General features: G+C 73.4%; 15 protein-coding genes. 11 read left to right on the top strand and 4 right to left on the bottom strand.

Annotated elements, in window-relative coordinates; translation table 11 throughout:
• Nucleotides 1-223 precede the first annotated feature (223 nt).
• The 9 genes from ACQEVJ_RS38055 to ACQEVJ_RS38015 all read left to right on the top strand — a co-directional run bounded on the left by ACQEVJ_RS38055 (nt 224) and on the right by ACQEVJ_RS38015 (nt 15787).
• Complete coding sequence (locus tag ACQEVJ_RS38055) at nt 224-1396, top strand: hypothetical protein (RefSeq protein WP_433109537.1); 1173 nt, start codon at nt 224-226, stop codon at nt 1394-1396.
• A gap of 3 nt (nt 1397-1399) precedes the next feature.
• The gene (locus ACQEVJ_RS38050) at nt 1400-2167 is read left to right on the top strand and encodes a hypothetical protein (RefSeq protein ID WP_433109536.1); all 768 of its coding nucleotides are present in this window, start codon (nt 1400-1402) and stop codon (nt 2165-2167) included.
• 29 nt (nt 2168-2196) lie between these two features.
• Nucleotides 2197-3456, top strand: coding sequence for an SseB family protein (locus ACQEVJ_RS38045; RefSeq protein ID WP_433109534.1), 1260 nt, complete (start codon nt 2197-2199; stop codon nt 3454-3456).
• Nucleotides 3457-3491: 35 nt separating this feature from the next.
• Complete coding sequence (locus tag ACQEVJ_RS38040; RefSeq protein ID WP_433109533.1) at nt 3492-3830, top strand: hypothetical protein; 339 nt, start codon at nt 3492-3494, stop codon at nt 3828-3830.
• 134 nt (nt 3831-3964) lie between these two features.
• A complete protein-coding gene (locus ACQEVJ_RS38035; RefSeq protein WP_433109532.1) occupies nt 3965-4387 on the top strand; it encodes a YbaB/EbfC family nucleoid-associated protein in 423 nt (140 codons plus the stop codon).
• Nucleotides 4384-4734 carry a hypothetical protein gene (locus ACQEVJ_RS38030; protein ID WP_433109530.1) on the top strand — a complete coding sequence of 117 codons (351 nt, stop codon included), beginning with the start codon at nt 4384-4386 and terminating at the stop codon, nt 4732-4734. The genes ACQEVJ_RS38035 and ACQEVJ_RS38030 overlap by 4 nt, the downstream gene beginning before the upstream one ends.
• Before the next feature lie 2 nt (nt 4735-4736).
• Entirely contained in the window at nt 4737-14705 is a 9969-nt protein-coding gene (locus ACQEVJ_RS38025) for a hypothetical protein (protein WP_433109528.1), read from the top strand.
• Nucleotides 14705-15214 carry a hypothetical protein gene (locus tag ACQEVJ_RS38020; protein WP_433109527.1) on the top strand — a complete coding sequence of 170 codons (510 nt, stop codon included), beginning with the start codon at nt 14705-14707 and terminating at the stop codon, nt 15212-15214. Before ACQEVJ_RS38025 ends, ACQEVJ_RS38020 begins: the two co-directional genes overlap by 1 nt.
• Nucleotides 15215-15244: 30 nt before the next feature.
• Nucleotides 15245-15787 (top strand): hypothetical protein, encoded by a 543-nt coding sequence (locus tag ACQEVJ_RS38015; RefSeq protein WP_433109526.1) that lies wholly within the window; start codon nt 15245-15247, stop codon nt 15785-15787.
• A 1-nt stretch (nt 15788) separates the two neighbouring features.
• Here the strand turns inward: ACQEVJ_RS38015 and eccB are convergent, their stop codons facing one another.
• Nucleotides 15789-17204 carry a type VII secretion protein EccB gene (gene eccB, locus ACQEVJ_RS38010; protein ID WP_433109525.1) on the bottom strand — a complete coding sequence of 472 codons (1416 nt, stop codon included), beginning with the start codon at nt 17202-17204 and terminating at the stop codon, nt 15789-15791.
• 254 nt (nt 17205-17458) lie between these two features.
• Between eccB and ACQEVJ_RS38005 the strand changes: the two genes are divergently transcribed.
• Nucleotides 17459-17731, top strand: a complete 273-nt coding sequence (locus tag ACQEVJ_RS38005; protein ID WP_433109524.1) for a WXG100 family type VII secretion target — start codon at nt 17459-17461, stop codon at nt 17729-17731.
• A gap of 62 nt (nt 17732-17793) precedes the next feature.
• On the opposite strand, the gene ACQEVJ_RS38000 is transcribed toward ACQEVJ_RS38005, so the two are convergent.
• The 3 genes from ACQEVJ_RS38000 to ACQEVJ_RS37990 all read right to left on the bottom strand — a co-directional run bounded on the left by ACQEVJ_RS38000 (nt 17794) and on the right by ACQEVJ_RS37990 (nt 23226).
• A complete protein-coding gene (locus ACQEVJ_RS38000) occupies nt 17794-18093 on the bottom strand; it encodes a GNAT family N-acetyltransferase (RefSeq protein ID WP_433109523.1) in 300 nt (99 codons plus the stop codon).
• 76 nt (nt 18094-18169) lie between these two features.
• Nucleotides 18170-18415: a hypothetical protein gene (locus tag ACQEVJ_RS37995; protein WP_433109521.1), complete on the bottom strand. Its 246-nt coding sequence runs from the start codon at nt 18413-18415 to the stop codon at nt 18170-18172.
• A 47-nt stretch (nt 18416-18462) separates the two neighbouring features.
• Entirely contained in the window at nt 18463-23226 is a 4764-nt protein-coding gene (locus tag ACQEVJ_RS37990; protein WP_433109520.1) for an FtsK/SpoIIIE domain-containing protein, read from the bottom strand.
• Nucleotides 23227-23730: 504 nt separating this feature from the next.
• On the opposite strand from ACQEVJ_RS37990, the gene ACQEVJ_RS37985 reads away from it, so the two are divergent.
• Nucleotides 23731-24414 (top strand): hypothetical protein, encoded by a 684-nt coding sequence (locus ACQEVJ_RS37985; RefSeq protein WP_433109518.1) that lies wholly within the window; start codon nt 23731-23733, stop codon nt 24412-24414.
• The last annotated feature ends 1 nt before the right edge of the window (nt 24415 follow it).

Raw genomic sequence — 24415 nt, 5'->3', positions numbered from 1 at the left:
CCTGTCGAATTCCCCCGACCAGGAGGGTCGGGTGATGACCCAAATGTCACAGTAATGGATCAGTGGGGGGCTCGCCGGGGCTGTCCGAGATTAAGATTTTGTCACGTCTCTTGCGGTTTTGTCAGGCGGCCGGTTAGGAGATTTGTACGATTTGCGAGCTTTGTGGTGAATCAGCCGTAAGTAGTTGAAAACGCAATCTGCCGGGAATCGGCTGGAGGATCTTGTGACCGATACGAGCGGGGGCGCGACGAATCCCTTCGCCGGCCTCGTGACCTCCATTGGGGCGAACGGCGGTGCGGCGGACCCTCGCCTGACCGACCCCGAGTTCTTCATGCGCTATCCCGAGGTCGGGAAGTTCGCCAACCAGGTGGCGGGCCACGGGCAGACCCTCTCCGGCACGAGCGCGGCGATCAAGAACATCCACCTGCCCATGGGGACGTTCGGCGTCATCGGCGGCGGGCTGAACGGCGTCCACAGCAAGCTGCGGGACCAGGCCGCCGACGCTGTGGCGAAGGGCAAGGATGTCCTCGACTCCTGGAAGAAGGCGCTCGACCAGGCGGCCGAGAACGCCAAGGAAGCCGAGAAGCAGAGCTCCGGCGACAACGGGAAGGGGGGCCCGAAGGGGCTGGGCGGCCCGAACGGATCCGGGCTCACCCCCAAGGGGCTGGGTCTCGGCGGCGGCGGGCTGCCGAAGACCGGCCCCGGATCCGGCCTCGGGAACGACTGGAAGCTGCCGAAGGACAAACTGGGCACCGACCTCGACGACAGCCTGAAGCATCCCGACCTGCCCGACACCGGCACGCTGCCCGACACCGGCACGCTGCCCGGCCCCGGCGGAAGCGGCGGCGACCTGCCGAGCACCGGTGACCCGAACGGCAACGGGCTCGACCCGAACGGCGTCAACGGCAACGGCCTCGGTGGCAGTGGACTCGACCAGAACGGCCTGAACGGCGACGGGCTCGGCCGCACCGGCCTCGACGGGCTCGACCCGAACGCGGTGAACCCCCAGGGGCTGACCACCCCCGGAGACACCGCTCTCTCGGCGCACAACCCGACCGCGCCGACGGTGCCGACGCTCCCCGACCCCGGCACGAGCGGCTACGGGCCGACCGACTACTCCACGGGGACCCGGACAGGCACCGGCGGCGCCGGCTCGGGCTCGTACGGCTCGGGTGGCTACGGTTCGGGCGCGTCCACCGGTTACGAAGGCGCCGGCCGCACCGGCGTCGGGGCCGGCGGGATGCCCGGGATGCCGTACGCCCCCATGGCGGGCGGGGGAAACAACGGGGAGGACAAGGACCGCCACCGGGGGCCCGCGGTGCCGGAGGACGAGAGCACCTGGTTCGGCGCCGAGGACGTGGCGCCCGCCGTCCTCGGGATGCAGGAGGAGGACTAGGGCATGGCAGATCTGGCGAAGGGCAGGTTCATCGCGGGCGCCGGCATGGCCGCCGCGGCAGCGCGCATCGAAGGGATGGGATGGCCGCTGGCGGGGCTGCTGACCACGATGATCGCCGATCCGGAGGCGATGCGGCAGGGAGCGCGCCAGTGGCGCGAGGAGCCCTCGGCCGACGGGAAGCAGGGCGGCATCGCCGCGCTGCGCACGGACCTGGACCGGCAGTTCACCGCGCTCGAGTCCGACGGGCATCTGAAGGGGAAGATGCTCACCACGCTCAAGGAGAAGCACGCCGAGCTGAACACGCAGCTCAGGAACTTCGAGACGTGCAAGGAGTGCGTCAGCGGCGGCCTCGACGCGGGCGCCGACCTCTACGACGCGGCGAGCTGGGTGTCCGTGTCGCTCGGCGGCTCGGCCATGGCGGTCGCGGTGTTCAGCCAGGCGTGCAAGGGCCAGGCGCTCACCTTCGCCGCCACGCGGCCCATGGTGGCGCGGGCGATGGTCAGCCTGGGCCAAGTGGCGCAGAAGGTGGTCGGCACGATGATGAAGACGAGCTGGAAGGTCGCCGGCGTCCTCACCGTGTCCGGCTATCTCTACAGCTCCGCCAGCGCGAAGTTCCCCGGCATGACGGCGATCGCCGCCGACGTGCCCGACCTCACCAGGGCCAAGGTCGCCTTCGACCCGACCACCGGCGGTCTCACCGAGCCCCAGCCCGACCTCGGCGACCTCGGCGGGACGAAGGCGCCGTCCTTCCTGCCGCCGTTCAGCCTTTGACGGCCCGGCAGCCCGTGACGGACTGGGCCATGAGCGCGTTCGAACGGAGGCTCGGGGCGGCGTACGAGGCGGGGGACCTCGCGCTGTGCCTGAGCATGCTCAGGGACACCGAGCTGGCGCTGCCCGCGCCGCCGGACGGCGACGCCGCCTGGCCGAAGATCACCGCGCCCGACCGGGTGTGGCTGCCCGCATACACGTCGATCGAGGCGATGCGGGCGGCCACGGGACTGTCACGGGTCAGGATCACCTCGCTGGCCGAGCTGGCCGCCGGCTGGCCCGATCCCCGGTGGGGCCTCGCCGTCAACCCCGGCCTGCCGGTGCGCTTCCTGCTCGAACCGGGGACCGTCGCCAGGCTCGCGGTCCCCACCCTCGCCCAGGACCGCAGGGCGGAGCCCGAGCCCGCGCTGCCGGTCGTGCAGAAGCCGCTGACGCCGCACGACCTGCGGACCCACCTCGGCGAGGGGGAGTCGCGCGTCTCCGGCTACTGCCACCACGCCCTCGACGTCGCGCATGTGGCGACGCCGGCCGTGCTCGCCGACGCCCTCGGCCGGGGCGCGGACGACGGCCTGCTCACCGGTGACGGCTCGCTGTTCCTGCTGCGGTGGCGCACGGTCGGGCTGAACCTCTACCGCACACCGTACGGCGGGACCGACGAGGCGGGCATGGCGGCGGTGGCGGGCTGGGTCATCGAGGAGCCGCCGTTCGTCGGCATGGGCCTCGCGCCGAACGTGGACTCCCTGGTCCGCGAGTACAAGGTGGACGCCGTACGGCTGCCGCACGGCTCGGAGATCGTCGAGCTGACCGCAGCCGGGACCGAGATCGTACGCGCGGTCTACGACGGCGACCTCGGCCGCTGGGGGCCCGGCGAGCACACGGCGCGGGCCCCGGCGAGCTCCTACCGGGCACGCTGGCGGGGAGCCGAGTTTCCGGCGAATCCGGATCCGGGACACGACGGGCTGCTGATCCGGCTGCTCCGCGACGGGCCGGCGGACGGGTTCGAGGAGCGGGCCCCCGGCCGCTTCGTGCGGTCGGTGCCCGCCGAGGAGTGCGAGGCCGTCTTCCACGTCACGCGGGTGTGCGAGTGGCGCGGCGCCCCCTGTCTCGTACGGGACGAGCACGGGGGTGAGCTGCTGCTCGAATACACCGGCGGGCGGCTGCCGGTGGCGCGGGCGCTTGGCATGGAGCGGGTCGAGCGGGGTGTCCACCGGCGTCGGGTGGCCCACGCCGAGGTGAGCGGGCTACGCGAGCACGCCGAGCCCCTCGACCTGGGGCTCCACGAATTAGCCTGATTCCGGGACGACTCGGATCGAAGGAGCGGACGCAGATGAGCGAGACCGATCCGCACATCCACGTCGAGCAGAAGGTGATGCAGGCCGGTGCCGCCTACCGCAATCTGATCGCGTCGTCGTTGGGGCGCGCGCCCGACGCGCCGAATGTCGTCACCGCCGGTTGCGGGCTCCGGGTGCCCTACGCCATGACCTCGACCCGTCCGGAGAGCGTCACCTGCCTCGCCTGCCGGGAGCACGCTCACCGGGAGCACCTGCGCTACGCCGAGCAGGTGGAGCGCCTGAGCCGGATGCCCGGCGCGCCCGTCACCGGCGACCAGGCGGTCAAGGCCGCGCAGTGGGCTCGGGACCTCGCGAAGAGGTTCTCCGGCGCGTGATTCGCCGCCGTCTCGGCGTCTCCGCGAGCGCGTTGCCTCGGTTGACCATCACTAGCCGGATGTCAAATGAAGGTGTGATAATCCCCGTTATTGGACAGAGATCATCATCGAGGTGAACGCGGTCGATCGGGGTGATGAACACGACCGGGGGACAGACGCCGGACGCCGCCGGAATGCGGGCGTACGCCGAGGAGCTGCGGGCCACGTTCATGCGCCTGCAGGAGGAAGCGCCCGCGCTGCACGAGAAGGCGCGCGCCGTGCAGGTGACGGAGAAGTCGCGTGACGGGCTCGTGGCGGCCACCGTCGGCGCGAACGGCGACCTGATAAGGCTCGACCTCGACCCGCGCATCTATCGGCGGCAGGACGCGCGCGGCCTGGCCGACGCCATCACGCAGACCATCCACGCCGCAGCGACCAAGGCCCAGGACCGGGTCGTCGAGATCTTCGCGCCGCTCATCCCCGTGGAGCAGATGAGGGCGCACATCGACGGTGACCTCGACGCCGTGCTCGAACAGATGTCGAAGCAGATGCCGAAACGGACGCCGGAGAGCCCATGAGCGAGCTGTTCGAGGTGAACTACGTCGACATCCGTCCGCAGCAGCTCGCGAAGGGCCTGTCGCAGTGGCACGCCGCGTCGTCCGACGTGGAGAGCGGCTACGCCGCCAGCCTGCGGGAGATCCGGCGGCTCAACGCCGCCGAGCCGTGGGGGCACGATACGGCCGGCACCGCCTTCCACTCCGCCTACATGCAGGGCGACGGGCCCGACACGCTGATGAAGCAGGGTGAGGAACTCGCCGCGAAGGTGGTCGAGCTCGGCCCGACCGTACGGCGCAGCGCCGAGAACGCCCGGGGAATGGATGCCGAACGGGCCAGGGAGGTGCGCGAGATTCTGAAGCGGGTCTGACGATGACGCACTCCTCCACGCACTCCTCCACGACCTCCTCCACGACCGGCACGAGCTCCGGCGGTAAGCCGGCCACAACGGACGGCGAGGTCACCTCGACCGGCGACGGGCTGCCCCAGTTCGCCGACGGCGGCGGCTCGGTCGCCGACGTCACCCCCGCCTGGGGCGAGTCGCTGCCCGCCTGGGCCGACGACCTCATCGCCCTGCTCACGGCGGGCCAGACATGGCCGGAGGCGAGCGAGAGCCTGCTGTGGCAGCTCGCACGGGCCCACCGATCCGCGACCGTGAGCGTCGTCCAGTCCATCGATCCGGTGGGAACCGCCGCCGTCGCCGTGCTCAGCGGGATGCAGGGCCCGTCGATGCAGGCGTTCCTGACCCGGCTCGGCGAGCACTACTCGGAGCAGTCGGGCCTGCTCAGGGTGGCGAACAACCACTTCGCCTACGCGGCACAGGCCGACGACTACGCCCGCCAGACGCAGTATTCCAAGTTGTCCAACAACGCGGTGTTCTGGATCGCGCTGATCGCCACGTTCATCGCGCTCGTCGCCGCCTTCTACTCCGCCGGGGCCTCCACCCGGTTCATCGGGCCGATCGCCGCCCGCGCCCGTGCCGAGATGGAGAAGATCCTCGAACGGCTCGCCCTCGCCGCCGGCCGTCCCGCCGCGGCCCAGGCGCTCGCCAGGGGAACGGTGCTGGCGTCCGCGCTCGGCCGCGTCTTCGCCAACCCCCTGCGCAGGGAGCTCGCCGAGGAGATCGGCGAGGAGCTCGCCGGCGACGGCACCGCCCAGCTCCAGCAGCGCAAGATGGGCACCAGCGACGGCTGGGACTGGAAGATGACGAGCGCCACCGCCCTGGGCGCGGGGGGCGGCGCGGTCGTCGGCATGCGGGCCGCGCACCCCATCAGCAACCTGGTCAACAGGATGCCCCTGCTCAGAAGGCTGAACACCGACGCCCCCGGCTTCGGCAACGCGTTCAGGCGCTTCCCCGGCCGGGCGCTGACGACCGGCCTGACCAACGTGATCGCCTCCCCGGCCGGGAGCGTCTTCGCGAACGGGTTCGTGTACGGCCAGTGGGAGATGCCCGACGGGGAGTCGCTGCTCGGGGCCGCTCTGTCGGGTGCCGCCCGTACGAACACGATCAGCCCGTTCAACCCGGACGTGATCCAGGCGGCCGTCAGCCCGCGTACGACCCTGGCCTCGGCGTACGACACCAGCCTGCGCACCGACCTGATCCGCGCCCTTTCCAATGCGTCACCGGCTCCCGCCGCCGGACAGCCTTCGGGCGGCGTTCCGGGTGCCGCGCCCACGAGTACGGCCGGCGGCGGCCAGCCCGCAGGCAGCGGGGGCAGCACGAGCACCGCGTCCGTCGCGGGGCAGCCCTCCGGCGGCCCGGCCGCCACGTCCGGCGCCGGACGGCCGGCGGCCACGACGACGAGCGGATCCACCCAGGCAGCGAGCGCCGCGCCGTCCGGCCAGGCAACCCCCGCCGCGCACAACGGTTCCGGCCAGCCGGCCGCCACCGGGCCGTCCCCCGCACAATCCGGCGGGAGCACGACGAACCCCGGCACAGCCGGTGCCAACCCCGGCGCGGCCGGTTCCGGCAGTACGTCGAACGCGAGTAACACTGGTAACGCCGCTAACCCCGCCAACGCGGGCAACACGGGCAACGCGAACGCGGCGGGCGCGTCCGCCGCGAATCCGGGCCAGGCGCCGGCTGGAGCGCAGAGCGCGTCCGGCCAGCCGGCCGCCGCCAACTCCGCCCCGGCGGCGGTCGCGAGCGGCACCGGCCCCGGTTCGACCGGCTCAAGCAACACGGCCAACACGGCCAATGCCGCCGGCGCGGCCAATACCGCCAACACGGCCAATGCCGCCGGCGCGGCCAATACCGCCAACACGGCCACGACCAATACCGCCAACACGGCCAATGCCGCCGGCCCCGCCAACACGCCCGCCGCGTCCACACCCGCCACCTCCACCGCGGCGCCCACGCCGGCCGCGTCCACGGGGACGGGGACGTCGACGTCCGGTGCGCCGTCATCCGCTTCTCCCTCCGGTGGCACCACGTCATCCGCCGCGGCGTCACCGGCCGCCTCGGCACCGGTGGCGTCCTCGGGGACGACAGGCGGCAGCACTTCAGGGAGCGCCGCCTCGGCGCACGCTCCGGCCCGTACGGCGGTCTCCGACGCGCTGTTCACGATCGCGCCCGATGTGCTCTTCCTGCGCGACGGCCGGGGCGCCAGGCTGACAGGTCCTGACGGAAGGCCGGTGCAGCTGTCGGGCGAGGACATGAAGGCCGTCACGGACCGGCTCACGGCGCGGGCCGCCGAGGGCGCGGACGCGCCTCGGCTCCGCGCGGAGGCGGCCGCCCTGCTGGGCGCCAGGATCGCCGAGGAGAGCCGGGGTTTTCCGGTCGAGGGGGCCCTCGACGCGCTCGCCCGGCTCGCCGACACCACGCCGGACCTCCGCGCCGCCGCCGTGGAGGTGGCGAGCGAGGTGCTGGAGGACAATCCACGCGGCTGGCGGCCCGACCGGCTGAGCGACGCGGGGGCCGGGCTGGTGGAGGAAGTGGCGGCGGTCCCGCCGTACGGACCCGACCACGCCCTTCGCGTCGGCCGCTCCTCAGGCACCGCCGCGGAGATCGTCCGCCGCGCCGAGAGCCGCGCCGGGATCCCGTCCACCGCCGGCACGAATGGGACAGCCAACCCGGCGAGCGGAGGCCAGGCCGCGGCTGCTCCCTCCTCGAACACCGCTGCCTCCTCCAACACGGGGGCCGCTCCGGCGACGAATTCCGGCCAGACGGCCAACCCGGCGGGGCCGTCCGGCACGCGGCCGGGACCGCGTACGACCCGGGGGCAGGGCCAGGTGACCGCCCGGCCGATCGCGCGGAGCCTGTTCGTCGCCGACGGGAGGCCGTCGCACCTGGCCGACCTGTCGACGCAGGAGGCGCAGCAGGGCTTCCTGTCGCTCCACGCGTCCGACGTGGCTCCGGACGTGACGGGGCTGAGCAGGGTCGGCGAGCAGACGGTCGTCGTGGACACGGGCCGGCTCGGCTCGCAGCACTTCCGGTTCGAGATCGGCCGGGTGCGCGACGGCCGTCTCGCCAGGACCAGGGTCCGGTCGGGCACGGCCGGCGATCCCCACGTCGTACGGCTGTCGCCGCGCCTGGCGAACGACATCCTGCCCCGGGTGTGGCTGCACGAGATCAGCGACGTCTTCCAGCGGCTGTCCGGGCCCCGGCATGGCGTGATCCGCTCCTTCCTGAGCCGTATGGCCGCGCCGGACGCCACGGCCTGCGTGACGGCCCGCTATCGCGAGCACGCGCTCCTGGACAGGCAGTGGCGGGCGGCACCCGCACAGGAGCGCCCGGCCATCGCGCACGAGATCGAGCAGCTGGGGCGGGAGATCGAAAGGCTCGGGCACGTCGCCCCGGCGACCCCCTGGTCGTCGGCGCCCCGGCCTCCGTCCACTGTGTCCCCGACGACGCCCGCCCCCTCGACACAGACCTCGACCGCACAGAGCCCCACCACACAGACCTCCACCGCACAGAGCTCCAGCACACAGAGCTCCACCGCACCGGATCCGGTGGCGGACCTGCTCGCGCTGGCCCGCACCCAGCGGGAGACGCTGGCGGACGCCGCCGACGAGCTGCTCAAGGCGGTCAAGGAGAAGATCGACGGCACCAGGGCGGCCAAGGCCGACGCGAAGAAGGCCGAGGAGGCCGCCGACAAGGCGTCGCGGGAAGAGGACCGCGGCGCCGAGGAACGCCGCCGCAAGGCGCTGGCGGACCGCGACGTCCACCGGGCGAGCGCCGAGCGCGCCCGCCGGAGCAAGGAGGCGTACGCGCGGGCGGTGCGGCGGGTGGTCGAGGCGCGCGCGGCGTACGAGACGCTGGAGAACGCCCTGAACGCCCTCCCCGCGGGCAGGAAGAGCACGCTGCCGACGGAGATCGCCCGGTTGGCCCGGGAGGCGGAGGCCGCCCACACCGCGTACGAGGAGGCGTTCGCGGACGCCCTGCCGACGACCGAGGTCCTGTCGGAGGCGACACCCGCGGGCCGGCTGCCCCACCTCGAACGGCTCACGCAGGTCGTCAACGACATGCTCGAACGCGCCGGGATCGACCAGCGCTACGCGCCCGACGAGCTGTCGCAGGTGTTGCGGTCGAACTTCAGGTGGCTGGTGTCGCAGGACGGCGTGGTGCTGCGGGTGGGCCGCGGCACGCGGGCCGAGCTGCGGTTGCGGCTGAAGGTCACCGACCTGGTCGAGGTCTTCGGCCATCCGGTGCGGCACTCCCAGTCGATGCTCGGCCAGTTGCCGCAGGGCGGCCGCTCGGCCTCCGCCACCGCCAACCGTGCCGTGCGCCTGGCGCCGAATCTCGACCTGAACGCCCTGACCAAGCCGTGGCAGGACACCCACTGGCTCGGGATGCTGATGAAGTTCGGCGTGTTCAAGATCGGCGCCACCTTCGGCAGGAGCGAGTCGTTCAGCGGCAACGCGTCGGATTTCGCGCTGGCCGGTGCGGTGCAGGACAACGCGGGCGAGGCGCTGGTGCTCGACGGGCTCGCCTCGGCGGAGGTGGAGCTGCGCACCGCGACCGGCACCGAGACGGCGCGCGTGGACAGCGGCACGGCCGACGACGCGCGGAGCCTGCAGGTGTATCTGCCGCACACGCACGCGCAGCGGGGGCCGGCCGAGGTCACCCGGCTTCCGCGAAAGGAGCGGCAGCGCACGCCGTTCCCCGAGCACGCGGTCACCGGGCTGACCGGGCTCCAGGACCTCGCCGACCGCACCGCGGAGCGGATCGGCCGCCCCGAGATCGGCGGCATGACCCGCGACCAGATCCTCACGATCCTGACGAAGGAGCTGCCGGCCCGGCTCGGCGAGGCGATCAACGATCCCGAGGGGCTGCGCCGCCCGATCACCGTGAACGGGCGGGTGGTCGGCTATGTGCGGGTCAAGACCCGGGTCGTGATGGACACGGCGCGGCCGGTCGGCACGCCGAGCACCAAGCATCGCCTGGAACGGCTTCGCGTGGGGTTCTCGGGCGCGTCGGGCTCGCGCTCGGCCGGCCGGTCCTTCGACATCAAGGGCACCGCGGGGGTACAGCTTCCCGTCGGCGCTCAGCGCGTGCTCGGCGCCGTCGGTCTCAACGGTTACAAGACCGCCACACCGCGCCTCACCGGCGGGCTCGGCCGCTCCTGGTCGCGGTCGCGGTCGATGAGCGCGGGCGGGACCGCCATCCGGCCGAGCGTGCAGCGTTGGGCGGGTCACACCCAGGCGTACGCGCTGGAGCTCGAGCACACGGTGACCGTGCAGCTGAACACCGACGACGCCCCGCATGCCCCCTTGAGCGGCCGGAGCACGGGCCTGTTCCGCATGCCGGAGCCCCAGGCGTACCGCTACGGCCTTCCCGTCGACCGGTCGGCCGTACAGAAGGACGGCAGGCTCAGGGACGACCCGAAGCCCGGCACGCCGAAGGGCCGCCTGCCCAGGCTGCCCGACTGGTCGCGCAACACCGGGGCCGGGCCCGCGCTCGTCCAGGCCAGTGAGCGGCCGGAGAGTGTCAGGAACTTCGACGAGGTGCGCGCGAAGGTCGAGGCGGCGTTGCGCGCACGCGGCCTGCTGCCGGACGAGAACGGCCGTCTGTCCCGTGACCCGCTGACCCGGGCGAGCCAGATCGCCAACATGATCGAGCTGGCCGAGCAGTTCTCCCCGGCCCGTCTGCAGACCGCGTATGACCAGGCCATGCAGGACGGGATCCTCCTCGACCTGGTGACCCAGGGCATCGGCCGGGCCAGCCGGCACCTCACCGTGCGCATCCGGTTGGAGCAGTCGGGCCAGGAGGAGTTCCAGGGCACCAGCGCCGCCGACGTCGTGGCCGACCTCGACATCTCGTCGGAGACCTCCGGCCGCTCGGTCGGCAGGTCGCGCGGCCGGGCCCAGGACGTCGGCCCCGGCCTCGGCCTGGAGGCGCAGCCGGGCGAGGCCGGCTCGACCGGAGGCGGGTTGGGCGCCCACTGGAGCAGGGGGCGCACGTTCTCCACGACCCTCAACGACACGGGCAACCTGGTCACGCTGGCAGAGGGCACCGCTCCAGTGGCGGTCTTCGAGGTTCCGCACACGCTCACCGTGGATCTGATCGAGGACGACGGGAAGGTCACGCCGCTGGCCCAGAGGGACGACGTGTGGATGCGGGTGCTGCTGCCCTCCGACCTCCTGCCCGAGGACCGGGCCGGGCTCTCGCCCAGCCACCCGACGTCCTCGGAGGCGCTGAGCCTGGCCACCCTGCTGCACGTGGACGGCACCGGCGTGCTCGACGCCCTCCAATCGGTGCTGCCGAGGGCGATGCGGCCGGGCTCGGTGTCGTTCCACCACCTCGCCGAGGCGTTCAACATGCGCAACCTCATCTCCCACCCGGAATGGCTGCTCGCCGACCCCGCCAGACCCGCCACGACGTACGGCACCGCCATGGCCGTCCGCCCGCGCGGCCTGCGTACGCACCGGGCGTCGGCGTGGATCACGGCCCAGCCGGGCGAGTCGACGTTCGTGACCGCGGCCGACCTGGTGATCGGCGACATCAACTTCACGATGGGCGCGCACACCACGCGGATCGAGGCGCGTGGCGGACGGTCGGTGGACGCCTCGACCGGCGCGAACGAGGCGCTGCCCGGCCCGCTCGGCGGCAAGGAGGGGGTCGGCCTGTCCGGGGCGGGAAGCAACTCGTCCTCGATCTCCGACACGGCGATCTGGGGCAGGGAACGGCTGGCCATCGACACCGGCAAGCACTACGTGTTCGCGATGAAGGCGGACATCACGGTTTCCGGGGACGAGTCGGGCAACCGCCGGTCCGACGCCGAGCCGCTGCGGGACAGGACGGTCGTCTACTCCCTCCCCGAGCGCGACGCGCTCGACCTCTATGGCAGGGGCGAGCTCAAGCTGCCCCTCGACCAGGTGGCCGACGCGGTGACGCGACTGCTCGACGGCAACCTCCGGCTCGACCCGCGTACGGCGGTGCCGATGGTCCGCACGTACATCGCCGATCGGGCGGCGGCGCGCAAGGCCGGCCACCCCCGGCCCGACCTGGAGAAGAAGCACCGTCGCCGCGTGCTCGTGGAACGGCTCGCCAAGGACTTCCCGATGAGCCGGGCCACCGGTGGCAACCGGCTCAAGCGGATGAACGACAGGCTGCCGGACCTCGCCGGCCGCGTGGACGTTCCCGACCTGTATCGGGACTCCCTCGGCGAGAGCACCGTGAAGACGGTCGAGCTCACGGCCCCAAACGGCAAGCAGACCCGCTTGATCGACCAGGTGCTCGACCAGATCGGCACGGTGGCGCCCGGCGCGCTGAAGCGGGACCCGGTCCTGCTGCGCAGCCTGTTCGGCGACTTCGCCGGCAAACGCTGGTGGGGCAAGATCGACGACATGAGCGGGCCGGAGGGCTTCGTCAAGACGTACTCGCTCAAGATCGGCCCCCACCTCACCGAGGACGTCACGGTCAGGATCAGCGCGGTGCTCCACGGCGACCAGGCGACCTACGGCGGAAACGTGCACAACTTCGGCCAGATCCTGCAGGACTACACCTACACGCAGGAGGACCGCGCCGAGTCGTCGGGCAAGACGTTCGCCGGCAACGCGAACGCCGGAGCCGGGCAGGACACCGGCAACGGCGGCCGCGCGGCCGCCACCGACCGCTCGCACGCCGGCACGGCCTCCACCGGCACCCAGCGGACCCGCATCCAGCGCCATGCGGCGTTCCGCGGCGGGCAACTCATCGAGCATCCGGTGACCATCACGATCGAGGTCGAACGCACGTCGGGCCGCCTGCGCGGCGCCGTCGCCAGGACCACCGGCGTCCTCCGGACCAGCCACGTCACGCTGGACGGCACGATGGTCCGGGTGCTGCCGGACGGCATGGTGGCGAAGGAGGGCACGGTCGCCGCGCGGCCCCCCGCCCGGCCCGACGTGCGGCGGGTCGTGCCGCCGGAGGTCTTCGCGACCGAGCGGCTCAGGGCCGACGGGCTGCTGCGCGCCGTGTTCGACCGGCTCTCCCGGGAGGACCTGCTCGGCGGGGCCGCCACCATGGAGCACTACGCCGAACTGGCCAAAGCGCTCACCGGGAACGGGCTCACGACCCGGCTGGAGCGGATGACCGGCCCCGACGGGCACCGGCTCATCCGCCTGCCCATGCCGGGCAGACCGGGCCATGTGGTGGACGTGCGGATGCACGCCGACCTCTCAGAACCCGACCCGGTGGCCCTGCACCTGCACGACACCGAACTGGGGCAGGTGGACCGCGAGCAGAACACGGCCGGCACGGCCACCGACCGGGGGCAGATGCTGCCGCTCGGCCGCACGTACAGCGCGGGGCACGCCGCGGGCGTCGGCACCGACCTCGGCGCCGGTGACCAGACCGCGCAGTCGAGCTCGGGCAGCGGCGGCAACCGCGACGAGACCAGCGTCTTCGAGAAGGGCACCGCGGCCAAGGTGCGGTTCCGGGTCGACTTCGACCTCCGGTTCGAGGTGCGCCAGGTGGCGCGCAACGGCGCGGAGACGGTGCTGCGGACCGTGGACATCACGCACGGCGCGACCGGCACGGCCCATCTGATCATGTTCCAGCACGCGCTGGAGGAGATGCTGACACGTCGCGACGCCGGCGCGACCCGGCCGCTGTGGGACTTCCACCGGCAGCGGGCAGCCGCCCCCGGTCTCTTCTTCTCCCACGACACCGTGCGCCGGATGGCCGCGAGGCATCCGTCGTACGATCCGGCGGCCCCCAGCAGGGCGATGGCCGAGGCGCTCAGAGGGCGGACCGGGAGGCTGCCGGTGGGCATCGTCGCCGACATCGGCCAAATGAATCCGACGCTGCCCGGTTCGACGGCTCTCGTGGAGGAGGCCAGGCTGCTCGCCCGCGACCTCGGCGCCGACGTCCACCTCCACCTCAGGCGGCCGGACGGCACCGTCGAGCGCTACCGCGCCACGCCCGCGGGCGAGCTGTCCGGCGACTCCTTCGCCGAGGCGCTCGGCACGGTGCCGCCCGACCTGGTGGCGCTGGCCGAGGGGCACGGCCTCGACCTGCGTGACCTGTACGGCGGGCGGTCCGACGGGTTCGCCGACCGGATCGGCGAACGGCTCGACGCCCTCGGTGTCGCCCGGCCCGCGCCGGTCGACCCGGGCTGGCCGGTGCCCGAGACGGCCGCGGACGGCACCTGGGGCGGCGCCCCCCTCATCACCGCCCCGTCCGGCGGCGGCGTGACGGCCGAGCCCATCCCCAGGACCGCGTTCGTGGCCGACGGCCGGGCCCCGCACCTGCCCGACCTGTCGAACGACGAGATCCCCCCGGCCGTGGCCGACCTGCGCCCGGCGGACTTCGGCCGGGGCGTCCACGCCGTGACCGCGACGCCGGACGGCACGGTCGTCACCGTCGAGACCGCCCGGTCCGGCACGCAGCGCTTCGTCGTGCTGCCCGAGGACCCCGGCGGTGGACGCCCGGGCCGTACGGAGGTGAACGCGGGCACGGGCCCGCACGTGATCCGGCTGGCGCCGAGGCTGGCCCCCGACGTGGTGACCCGGGTGCTGCTGCACGAGATCAGCGACACCCTGCAGAAGCGGTCGGCGGCGGAGCAGGGAATGGTGCGCAGGCTCCTGAACACCATCGATCCCGGCTACGACGCCTGTGCCGCCGCTCGCCGCAACGAGCACGCCTACCTGTCCCGCAAGTGGCTGATGACGACCTCGGACGACGAGCGGGCGCGGCTGCGGCACGAGATCGAGGCGGTCGCCCGGGACCTCGGCGCGCGGGGCCAGGCGGCGCCCCCGCCGCCGTGGGTCACCGTGCCGCCCCAGGCGCCGGCCCTCGACCTGTGGGAGCGGATGCGCAGGGTCAGCAACCCCTCCGGCTGGGAGCCCCCCGACGACGAGGACGAAGCCGTCCCCGCACCGAAGGACCCGGCACCGCGACAGGTGAGGAACACGTGATGTCCTACTCGATCGCCAGGAGCAGAGACGAGGCGCACCTCTATCTCGACCTGAACCCGTGCGCCTGCGGCTCGGCGGACACCGACTGGGACAGCGGCTTGGCGAGCGTCGAGGGGGAGCTGGTCACCTGTTACGAGGGGCGGTGCGCGGCGTGCGGCGCCGAGCGGGAGTACCTGTTCGGACTCCCGGAACGGGAGACGACGCCCACCGGCTTCCCGACGTTCGGCGGCGCGGAGCCGTCCGAGCTGCTGGACCCCGGCGAGTGGCTGTGGGTGGCCGACCTGACGGCGGGCAACGTCTCGGAGGGTGGGGAGCGGCAGGCGCTCGCGATCGCGCGGGCCGCGGTCGAGGAAGTGATCAAATTCGTCCCGCCCGGGCAGGACGAGGTGCCCGATGACGCGTTCTGGTCGGAGCGGGGACGGGCCGTGCGCGCCGCCGAGCCGGGGCGGTTCCGCCTCGACCGGCTGCTCGTCGTACGCGACACCTACCGGGAGCTGGCCGGGGCCTAGTGTCCCTCCCGCGACACTAGAGTGGCTGGAATGGAGCAGGCAGTGCCGATTCCGTACGCGCGGACGCTCGCGGAGGCCCGGCTGTATCTCGCGCTCACCGTTGACGAGGCCGGTCAGGAGGAGCCGCCGGTCGAGGGGCCCGAGGCGTGGACGGTCCGGTCCGGCGGGGTCGAGGTGCTCGTGCCCTACGCGAGCGAGGCGGAGGCCGGGGACGAGGGTGAGCGGTTCGGCGTCGGCCTGTCCGAGCTGATCGACCCCGGCCAGTGGCGGCTCGCCGGCGCCGGATACGCGCGCCGCGCGCTCGCCGACGACTTCGAATACACCGAGGAGCCGGGGGACGAGAGCCTCTTCCAGCGGGTGGTGAGCGGCTGGGAGACGGCCAGGGACGCGCTCGGGGAGGCGCTCAAGTTCATCCCGCCCGGCGAGGACGAGGTGCCCGCCGAGGCGTTCTGGACCGAGGCGGGGCTGGCCGCCCGCGAGGCGGAGCCCGATTGCTTCCTGCGCGACCGGCTGGCCGAGGACATCGCGTTCTACCAGCAGAATCTGGACGACTTCCGCCGCCTCAACGGCTGACCTACTTGCCGAGCGGCACGGGCACGCGGGCGGCGGCCGGGTCGAGCGCCGGGCCCTCCGGGATGAGATGCAGCAGGTGCGCGGGCACCGGCGTGGCGTCGGAGGCGTCGTAGCCGAGCTTCGGCAGCAGATCGGCCGAGGCGACGGCGAACCTGCGGCCCTGGTCCGTCACGAGGAAGTAGTTCGTGATCGACCCCAGCTGCCCCTCGCCCGGCAGCAGACCGGCGACCGCCGCCGTTCCCGGCGGGAGCAGCACCTGGTCGAAGGTCTCCTGGCCGCCCGGGGTCCTGGGCGTGGGGATCGCGATCGAGCTGCCGACGGTCAGCGTGGCCCGTGCCGAGCCGCCGCCGGTGCCGGCGTAGACCGCGCACAGCGGGATGGTGGAGGCGGGGGAGGTCACCGTGGGCATCGTCTCGGGCATCCCGCCGCCCAGCACGCTCTGCTGCTTCGAGAGTGAGGCGTTGGCCGTGGCCGCGTCGACCGGGACGGCCCGCGGGGAACGCTTGCCGTACGCCGCCTTGATGGCGGGGTCGGCCAGCAGGAGCGTGGCCTGGGTGAGGGTGATCGGCGCGAGGCCGTCGGACAGCAGGACATACCAGCGGGCCGGGGCGCCTCCGATGCCGGGCACGGTGAAGACCTGCCCGACCGCCGCCGTGACCTTGCCGTCGGGCCCCCGGACCTTCCTGCCCAGGTGCCGCACCTGCGGGCCGCTGAAGTCGGGGCCTTCGGGGATGGCGTTGAGCCAGGTCGCGGGCACCTTCCTGGGCTGGGCGTTCAGGGCGTTCACCGCACTGGAGCTCGCCCGCATCCGCCGGTCGCCCCAGACGACCCACTTCTGCCGGCCGTCGTCCACGACCATGGCGCCGCCGCCGAGTGGCCTGCCGCCGATGTCCACGCCCCCGACCAGCGTGACGTACGGCCGCGGCGCCCCGGTGGCGTCGGGGCCGTCCACCACGCACACCGACCACGGCCCGTGCACCAGTCTGTCCTTGGCCGGCAGCGAGTCGGGCGCGCCGGGGATGCCGACGAGCGGCCCGCGGGACAGCTCGGCCAGCGAGGCGGCGGAGACGTCGCGCACCGTCACGTCGGCGGTATCGAGCAGCAGCCGGGCGGAGACGTAGTTCGCCACGGGAAGCAGCGTGCGCTCCTGCTGGCTGTAGACGTAGGTCGCGCCGGTGTCCTGCTCGACGAGGAGCTGGCCTGGCTCGGTGAGCTTGGTGGCGCCGCCCGGCTTGATCAAACCCCAGATCCCGAAGACGGCGAGCAGGAGCACCGACAGCAGGACCCCGCAGAAGGTGGCCAGCGTGTGCCGCCGCATCGGCGACTCCGGGACGTCCGGCTCTCCCTGCAGCAGCGCCTGGCCCAGGCGCTGCTGCATCAGCCGGTATGCCTGGTAGAGGTCCTTCCGGGTCTGCACGCCACCTCCCTGTCCGAGGGCATGGGAGCCAGCATATTGGCCCCCGGCGCCGTTGTGATCTCCGTTGCCGTCTCGGCCCGTCCGGTCCGCCGCCGGAACTGACCCGGTTCCGGACGTGAGGAAAAAGGGGAATGGAATGGTGGAAAAGCCAGATTCTCCTGGCCTTCGATATAGCCGCTCGGCATAAGGGGTTCACAAGATTGACAAACGATTTACGGTGAGGGCGGCCCCTTTGTCGATGAAGGAGTGACTGAATGGGTAACAGCTTGCTCGGCGGCGACCCCGCGGAGATGCAGGGCATGGCCGCGCAGTTCAGCCAGCAGGCGGACCAGGTTCGCGCCACGATGGCCAACCTCGACCGTGAGGCGGCCAAGGTCGGCACCGCCTGGACCGGCCCCGGCGCGCAGCGCTTCCACGATGCCTGGCAGAGCTACCGCGCGGCGTTCCAGCGCATGGCAGAAGAGCTCAACGAGGCATCCAGAGTCATCACGACCTACCGCGGCAACATCGAGTCCGCCACCCGCTGACCGCCGCCCGCAGACCGTCGGCCGCCGGGCCGCCATGAGTGCCATGGCGTCCGGCGGCCTTCTCATGTGACGGGCGGTTCGGTCGAGCGGCCGAGACAGGTGACGGGGCCGGGGTCGGGCACCGGGATCTCGTGGAAGCCCAGCCGGTCGTAGAAGGCGCGGGCACGGGTGTTGACGGTGAGCATGGTCAGGCGCACGGCGGGCACGCCCTTCGCCGCGAGGGCGTGGAGGAAGGCCGTCATCAGCGCCCGGCCGTGCCCGGCGCGCTGGTAGCCGGGGAGCAGGTCGATGTGCAGGTGGGCGGGGTAGCCGGCCAGCTCGGGGAGGACCATCCGCTCGGGGTCGTGCATCAGGGCGACCATCTCCTCCGTGGGCGAGGCCGGAGGGCGTTGCGGCGCCGGATAGCGGTCGGTCAGCGTCGGCAGCCACTCGTCGCGGTTACGCCTTGACGAAGGCGGGTGTGTCGGCGGTGCCGACGATGTAGCCGACCGCCCGCTCGCCGTCGTCGGCGACGAAGGCCAGGTCCGGCTCCAGCCGGACGTACGGCGCGGCGAAGATGCTGGGCATCAAATCGAGATCGGGATAGATGTGGCGGGAGTCCTCGCTCGCGTCGGCGGTGCGGACGCAGATGTCGTAGAGGGCGTCCCGGTCCGTGTCCTGGTAGGGCCTGATGCGCACGGTCATGCCGAGCAGGCTGGCAGGGTGGGAGCGCTCCCAACAAGCCCCGGGGCTCAATCCGGCAGCGCGGCCTGGATCGGGGTCGCGGTGCCCGAGACGACCAGCAGGCCCCGCCCGGGAGGCCCGCCGACGGCGCCGCGCGGCAGCCGGACGGTGAACAGGTCCCCGTCCGCGGGGCTCTGCACGTTGAGCAGCAGACCGGTCCTGCCCTTGCGCGCCTCGGCCGCGAACCCCCGGTAGGCCGTCGCCAGGTCGCCCGTGGCCCCCGCGATGAGCAGGCCGTGCTCGCCGTCCCTTCCGGTGCGCAGGATCTCGTCCAGGGCCAGGCCGAGCGCGGAGTCGGGGGAGATGAGCTCCGCGTCGTCCACGGCCACCACGTAGCGCTCGTGCCCGGCGACCAGTGCGAGTGGGTCGAGCGCGCCCGGCAGGCCGCCGAAGTCGTCCGCGCCGCCCCCGGTCACGCTTCTGGCGTTGCCGTCCAGCACGGCGAGCACCCCCGGCGCACCGGCGAGGTCGCGCAGCGGGCTGCGGCGCGGGGTCACGACGAGCACGGGCGTGCCCCGGTCGAGCAGCGAGCGCGCCGCCGTGACCAGCGCGGACGACCGCCCCGAGCGCGGCGGCCCGGCGATCACGGCGGCCGGTCCCTGGCCCTGCAGGTCCACGCCCATCGGGGTCAGGGCGTCGCCGCCCGCGCCGAGCAGCGCCCACAGAGCTGACAGCGGCTGGTGCGACGGCGCCAGGTCGAGCGCCTGGCTCGCCGTGATCCGCATCGGCAGCGCGTCCACCCGCAGCGGCGGCTCCGACGGCCAGGCCCACTTCCCCGGCAGGTCCGAACCGCCGAAGCGTTCCGCCGCCGTACGGGCGAGCTCCTGCAGGACGGCCACCTGCGCGGGGCCGGAGGGGTCGTCGCACAGCAGCGCGATCTGGCTCTCCACCAGGCCGTGCTCGCCGACGGCCAGGGCCCGGCCCGGGGACATGGAGCCCGGCAGGTCGCGCATCGGCAGCCCGGCGAGCCCGTAGTCGGCGGGGTCGGCGAGCCGCAGCACGAGCCGGTCCTCGAAGACGGTGGAGATCTGCCCGAGCAGGCCCGACCGGTCGGAGGTGACCACGGCCCGCAGCCCCACGGCCGGTCCCTCCCGCAGCAGCTGGAGCATGGCGTCGACCAGCCGCCCGTAGTCGTAGTTCTCGAACGCGGCGACGTACCCCTCCCAGCGGTCCACGAGCAGCACCAGCCAGGGCAGCGCGCCCACACCCGCCCGGTCGCGGGCGGCCCGCGACCGGGCCGCGGCGCGCGCCTCGGCCAGCGAGGCGTACCCGGCCTCGGCCAGCAGGTGCTGGCGGCGCCCGACCTCCGCGCGCAGGCGGGTCAGCAGGCGCTCCACGCGGTCGAGCTGGTCGCGGGTGACCACCGCCCCGCAGTGCGGCAGCGCGACGAGCGGCAGCAGCGCCCCCGACCCGCAGTCGACGGCGTGGACGTGCACGTCCTCGGGGGAGGCGCCGGCCGCGATCGAGCCCGCGATCGTGCGCAGCGCGCTGGACCGGCCGCTGCGCGCGCCGCCCGCGATCAGCAGGTGGCCGCCGTGCCGCGGGTCGAGCGCGAGCGGGCGCCGGTCCTGCTCCCACGGCAGGTCCGTCACGCCGAACGGCAGCGGCGGCACCTCCTCGGCCCCCGGCCGGTACGGCGCGGCGCCCACGAGCGAACCACCGGGGGAGTCCGCGGCCCCGACGTCGAGGACGACCTGGTCGGGCAGCGGCGGCAGCCACGGGCTCGGCTGCCGGGGCAGGTCGCTCCCGGCCTCCCGCAGCGCGTCGACGAGCAGGGCCAGGTCGGTGCCGCTCGCCGTCTGGGCGGGCGGGGCGGGCAGCGGGTGGCCGAGCGCCTGCCAGGGCAGGTCGAGCACCCGGACGTCCTCCCCCGCGTCGGCCGCCCGCGCGCCGGAGGTCCGTGAAGGAGGAGTGCGGCCGCCGATCCTGGCGGTCTGCACCGCCACGGGCGCTCCGGAGCCCGCCCGCACGTAGCAGCGGCCGGGCGTCGTCCGCGAGATGTGAGCGGCGTCCGGCACGTCGATGACGTCGGCGGACTCGTTGGCGTCGGTGACCCGCAGCGCGATCCTGAGCGAGGTGTTGGCCTGGATGTCGGCGGTCACCACGCCGCCGGGCCGCTGGGTGGCGAGGATCAGGTGGATGCCGAGCGAGCGGCCCCTGCGCGCGATGTCGACCAGCCCCTCGACGAAGTCGGGCAGCTCTGCGACCAGGGCGGCGAACTCGTCGATGATCAGCACGAGCCGGGGCAGCGGCGGCAGGTCCTTGCTCCCGGCGCTCTCCGGCACCGGCGCGGCGAAGATGCCGCCGCCGCGCGCCCGCCGGACACCGCCCGCGCCGAGCACCCAGGTGGCGCCGCGCGCCCGCTGGTAGTCCTCGATGTCCTTGGCCCCCGCGTCCAGCAGCAGGCGCTCCCTGCGCCGGATCTCGGCGGCCAGCGACGACAGGGCCCGCTGGGTCAGGTGGCCGTCGAGGTCGCTCACCATGCCGACGGTGTGCGGGAGCCGTACGCACTCCTTGAAGGCCGCGCCGCCCTTGTAGTCGATGAGCACGAACGTCATCTCGTCGGGCCGGTTGGCCACGGCGAGCGAGCAGATCAGCGTCTGGAGCAGCTCCGACTTGCCCGCGCCGGTCGTACCCGCGACCAGGGCGTGCGGTCCATCCCTGCTCAGGTCCACCTCGAACGGCCCGTCCGGTCCCACGCCGATCAGGGCCCGGGTCGTACGGCCCTGCCGCTCGGCGAGCGCGGCGGGGTCGAGGGACACCTCCAGCAGGTCGAGCAGGCGGACCGCGTCGGGCAGGGCGGCCGAGGGGTCGTCGCGGCTCACGTCGCGCAGCGGGGCCAGCGCGCGGGACAGGCGTTCGGCCCAGGACGGCGAGACCCGGTCGGCGCGGATGCCGGTGATCGGGTCGAGCCCGCCGCCGTGGAGGCGCACACCGCCCTCGCGGTCGCAGGACACGACCGTCGCGCACTCCTCGGGCAGCAGCCGCTCGTCGTCGTCGATCGCGATCGTGTAGACCCCGGCGCGCGGGCCCTGCCGCAGCACCTGCGGCATGCCGGGCAGGCCGCGCAGCACCTGCGCGCCGTCGAGCACGACGAGCACGTCGAACGGCCGCTCGTCGTAGGTCGCGAAGGCCGGCTCGGCGGGCCGGTTGCCGCCCGCGCGCCCCAGGTCCTCCCACCCGGCCGGGCCGCCGGACAGGCGGGCGCCGCGCGGCACCCCAGGGTAGGGCCCCGAGCCGTTCTCCGTGTCGAGTCGTTCCGTCACCAGGGCGGCGAGTTCGGCGACCCGGCGGGCGGCGGCCTCGGGGTCGGCGCCGACGAGCGCGGCGCAGTCGGACGACAGGGCGCCGCCATGGGCGGCGGCGTCGGGCGCGCAGTGCGGCAGCCAGCGCACCCAGCCCCACTGCCCGGCGCCGTCGGCGTTGGCGGACAGCACCACGATGGCCAGGTCGCGCGGGCTGTGCAGGGCGGCGGCCTGGCCGACGAGCCAGCGGGCGCAGCCGAGCGCGACGTCTCTGGGGCCGGTGAGCCCGGCCACGCCGAGACGCCGCATGACCAGCGCGACCGGGACGTCGTGGCAGGTGGGCGGCTCCCGGCGGGGCGTGTCCTGGGGTGCGCCGCTCTCGGGCTCGAACTCCAGGTCGGCGGGCAGGTCGGCGAGTCCCACGCGCAGCCGCAGCGCGTCGCGGTCGTGGACGCGGCGCTCCCACAGCCGCCGGCGCGGCCCGGTCGCGGTGAGCAGCACCTCGGCCGGGTCGGGCGCGCCGCCGCGTCTGGCCTCCTCGTCCTGCCGCACCGCGCGGGCCACCTCCTCCTCGAAGGCGGCCATCCGCTCGCGGTACGCCTTGACCGCCCGGCGGTGCTTCTTCCTGCCGTGCCTGCGGTCGCTCACCCACTGGCCGATCATGATCAGCGGCGTCATGAACGCGATCAGCAGGTAGTACCACGTGTGGGTGACGACGGCCATGACCACCCCGAGCACGGCGGGCAGCAGCGCGGCCAGCAGCTGCAGCCGCATCCCCTCGCCCCGCTTCGGCTCGGCGGGCACGGTGAACCGCCGCTGCCGCTCGGGCCGTTGGAGGCGCGGCGGGCGGTTGTAGGCGAGCCCGCCGTCCGGCAGCGCGTCGAGGTGGGCGTCCGGCGGCAGGACCGGCCCCAAGGCGAACACCGAGCCGCCGCAGGTGAGCATGCCCCCGGCCGGCCACGGCACCGCCTCCGTGAGCGGCTCGCCCTCCAGCCGGGCGACCGGGTCGCCTCCAGGTGACGCGGGCTCCACGGTGGCCGTGCCGGGGGCCAGCCGCACCACCACCGCGACCGGCGGCATCCGCGGGTCGGCCACGGAGATCGCGCAGGCGGGGTCGGCGCCGATCGTGTGCGCGCCGAGCCCGATCCGGTGGACGGTCCCCGCGCCGGGGCCGCCCACCACGCGCAGCTCGGCAGGCCCGCCGGGCTCCTCGGTCACCGTCGCCGCGGCGGCGTGGCCGTCCACGGCCACCAGGTCGCCATCCCTGAGCAGGCCGAACACGAGCGCGTCCGGGTCGATGGGCCGGCCGTCGACCCACAGCTTCACCTCACCGGACGGCCGGGCCTGCCGGTCCCCCCGGTCCAGGTCGTACGGCGCACGGGCGTGCGGGAGCCGTACGACGTTGGCCGGGCGGGCGGCCGCGCCGTCGAGTGCTGTGGCGAGGGCGGCGACCGTGGTGCTCTCGTCGCCCTCGACCAGCACGTCGCGGCGGCCGTCCTCGCTGACCACGGTGAGCGTTATCCGCATGCGCGAACTCCCAGAAGGCGGTTGTGCGGCGGCCTCGCGGAAAGCGTTTCATCCCGGGGCGTCCCCGTGAAGATCTCCGGGTATCCGGGCCTCGCGGCTCGCGGGGACACGGTAGCCGCGACTCCCGCGCTCATCTGGGCGTTTCCCGAAATAGGTAAAGGTGCCTGTCATCGCGCCCTTCGACGAGGCCGTCGTGACACGCCTTCCGCTCGCGCGTCGTCCGTGACGGCACGAACAGTGTGAATGATGTGACACCAGGGAAAGAAGTGCAATTGTACTATCACGAAATTTCATGTCAGTAAAGCCTTGTGTCGATATGGCGATAGATCCACTCCCGTTGACAGGCGTATTCCTAACGGATAAGCATGGGTCGCCGCATCACGGCACTTATGGCGGCGCAAGCTGGCCATAATGGAGTGAATTCGCAACAAACGGCAAGACCGTAAACAGATTCGAGCGGCCCGAAAACAGAAGGGCGCTCTCATCCCTGGGAGTCCCCCACCCATGAGGATCAGCGAGAAGACGTCGCAGGACGGCCGGGCACCCGCGCGGCCGGGCCTGTCCGGGCCGGCCGCACGGAAGCTGCCCGTCCCGCCGAGGGAGCGCAAGCCCGCGCTCGCCGCGCTCGCCGTCCTCCTCATCCTGGGCGGCGCGCTGGCCACCACACTGCTGGTCATGCGCAGCGGCGACCGCGTCTCGGCCGTGCAGATCACCCAGCAGGTGGGGGCCGGGCAGCTCATCCCGCAGTCCGCGATGCAGGAGGTGCAGATCGCCGACACCGGCGTCGACTACGTCCCCTGGCGGTTCAAGGACCAGGTGGCCACGACGTACGCCGCGGTGACGCTGCTGCCCGGCACGCTGCTCACCCAGCGCATGACCGCCACGACGACCGACCAGGTCGGGCCGGGCAAGGCCAAGGTGGGCCTGTCGCTCAAGGCCGGTCAGATGCCCACCGACCTCAAGTGGAGCGACATCGTCCAGGTGATCTACGTGCCGGCGGCCGGCCGGGGATCGGCCACCGCCCAGCAGAAGGTGCTGGCGACCGCCGCCCGCGTGGAGAGCGCCGGCACCGGACGGTCCGGCGGCGGGCTGGTCACGATCGTCGTCGACACCTCGATCGCGCCCACCATCGCCCAGTACGCCTCCAGCGGGGAGATCGCCCTCGTCACGCTTCCGGGGGTCAAGTGAC

The organism is Microbispora sp. CA-102843 (assembly GCF_050936215.1).
GTDB lineage: Bacteria > Actinomycetota > Actinomycetes > Streptosporangiales > Streptosporangiaceae > Microbispora.
This window is presented reverse-complemented; position numbering and strand designations above follow the sequence as displayed.

Bases quoted from the DNA above. Each gene is read 5' to 3' on its own strand.
- ACQEVJ_RS38035 (WP_433109532.1), top strand. From the start codon at position 3,965: ATGAACACGACCGGGGGACAGACGCCGGACGCCGCCGGAATGCGGGCG.
- ACQEVJ_RS38005 (WP_433109524.1), top strand. From the start codon at position 17,459: ATGGGTAACAGCTTGCTCGGCGGCGACCCCGCGGAGATGCAGGGCATG.
- ACQEVJ_RS38020 (WP_433109527.1), top strand. From the start codon at position 14,705: ATGTCCTACTCGATCGCCAGGAGCAGAGACGAGGCGCACCTCTATCTC.
- ACQEVJ_RS37990 (WP_433109520.1), bottom strand. From the start codon at position 23,226: ATGCGGATAACGCTCACCGTGGTCAGCGAGGACGGCCGCCGCGACGTG.
- ACQEVJ_RS38000 (WP_433109523.1), bottom strand. From the start codon at position 18,093: ATGGTCGCCCTGATGCACGACCCCGAGCGGATGGTCCTCCCCGAGCTG.
- ACQEVJ_RS38050 (WP_433109536.1), top strand. From the start codon at position 1,400: ATGGCAGATCTGGCGAAGGGCAGGTTCATCGCGGGCGCCGGCATGGCC.
- ACQEVJ_RS37985 (WP_433109518.1), top strand. From the start codon at position 23,731: ATGAGGATCAGCGAGAAGACGTCGCAGGACGGCCGGGCACCCGCGCGG.
- ACQEVJ_RS38015 (WP_433109526.1), top strand. From the start codon at position 15,245: ATGGAGCAGGCAGTGCCGATTCCGTACGCGCGGACGCTCGCGGAGGCC.
- ACQEVJ_RS38030 (WP_433109530.1), top strand. From the start codon at position 4,384: ATGAGCGAGCTGTTCGAGGTGAACTACGTCGACATCCGTCCGCAGCAG.
- ACQEVJ_RS38040 (WP_433109533.1), top strand. From the start codon at position 3,492: ATGAGCGAGACCGATCCGCACATCCACGTCGAGCAGAAGGTGATGCAG.
- ACQEVJ_RS38045 (WP_433109534.1), top strand. From the start codon at position 2,197: ATGAGCGCGTTCGAACGGAGGCTCGGGGCGGCGTACGAGGCGGGGGAC.
- ACQEVJ_RS38025 (WP_433109528.1), top strand. From the start codon at position 4,737: ATGACGCACTCCTCCACGCACTCCTCCACGACCTCCTCCACGACCGGC.
- ACQEVJ_RS37995 (WP_433109521.1), bottom strand. From the start codon at position 18,415: ATGACCGTGCGCATCAGGCCCTACCAGGACACGGACCGGGACGCCCTC.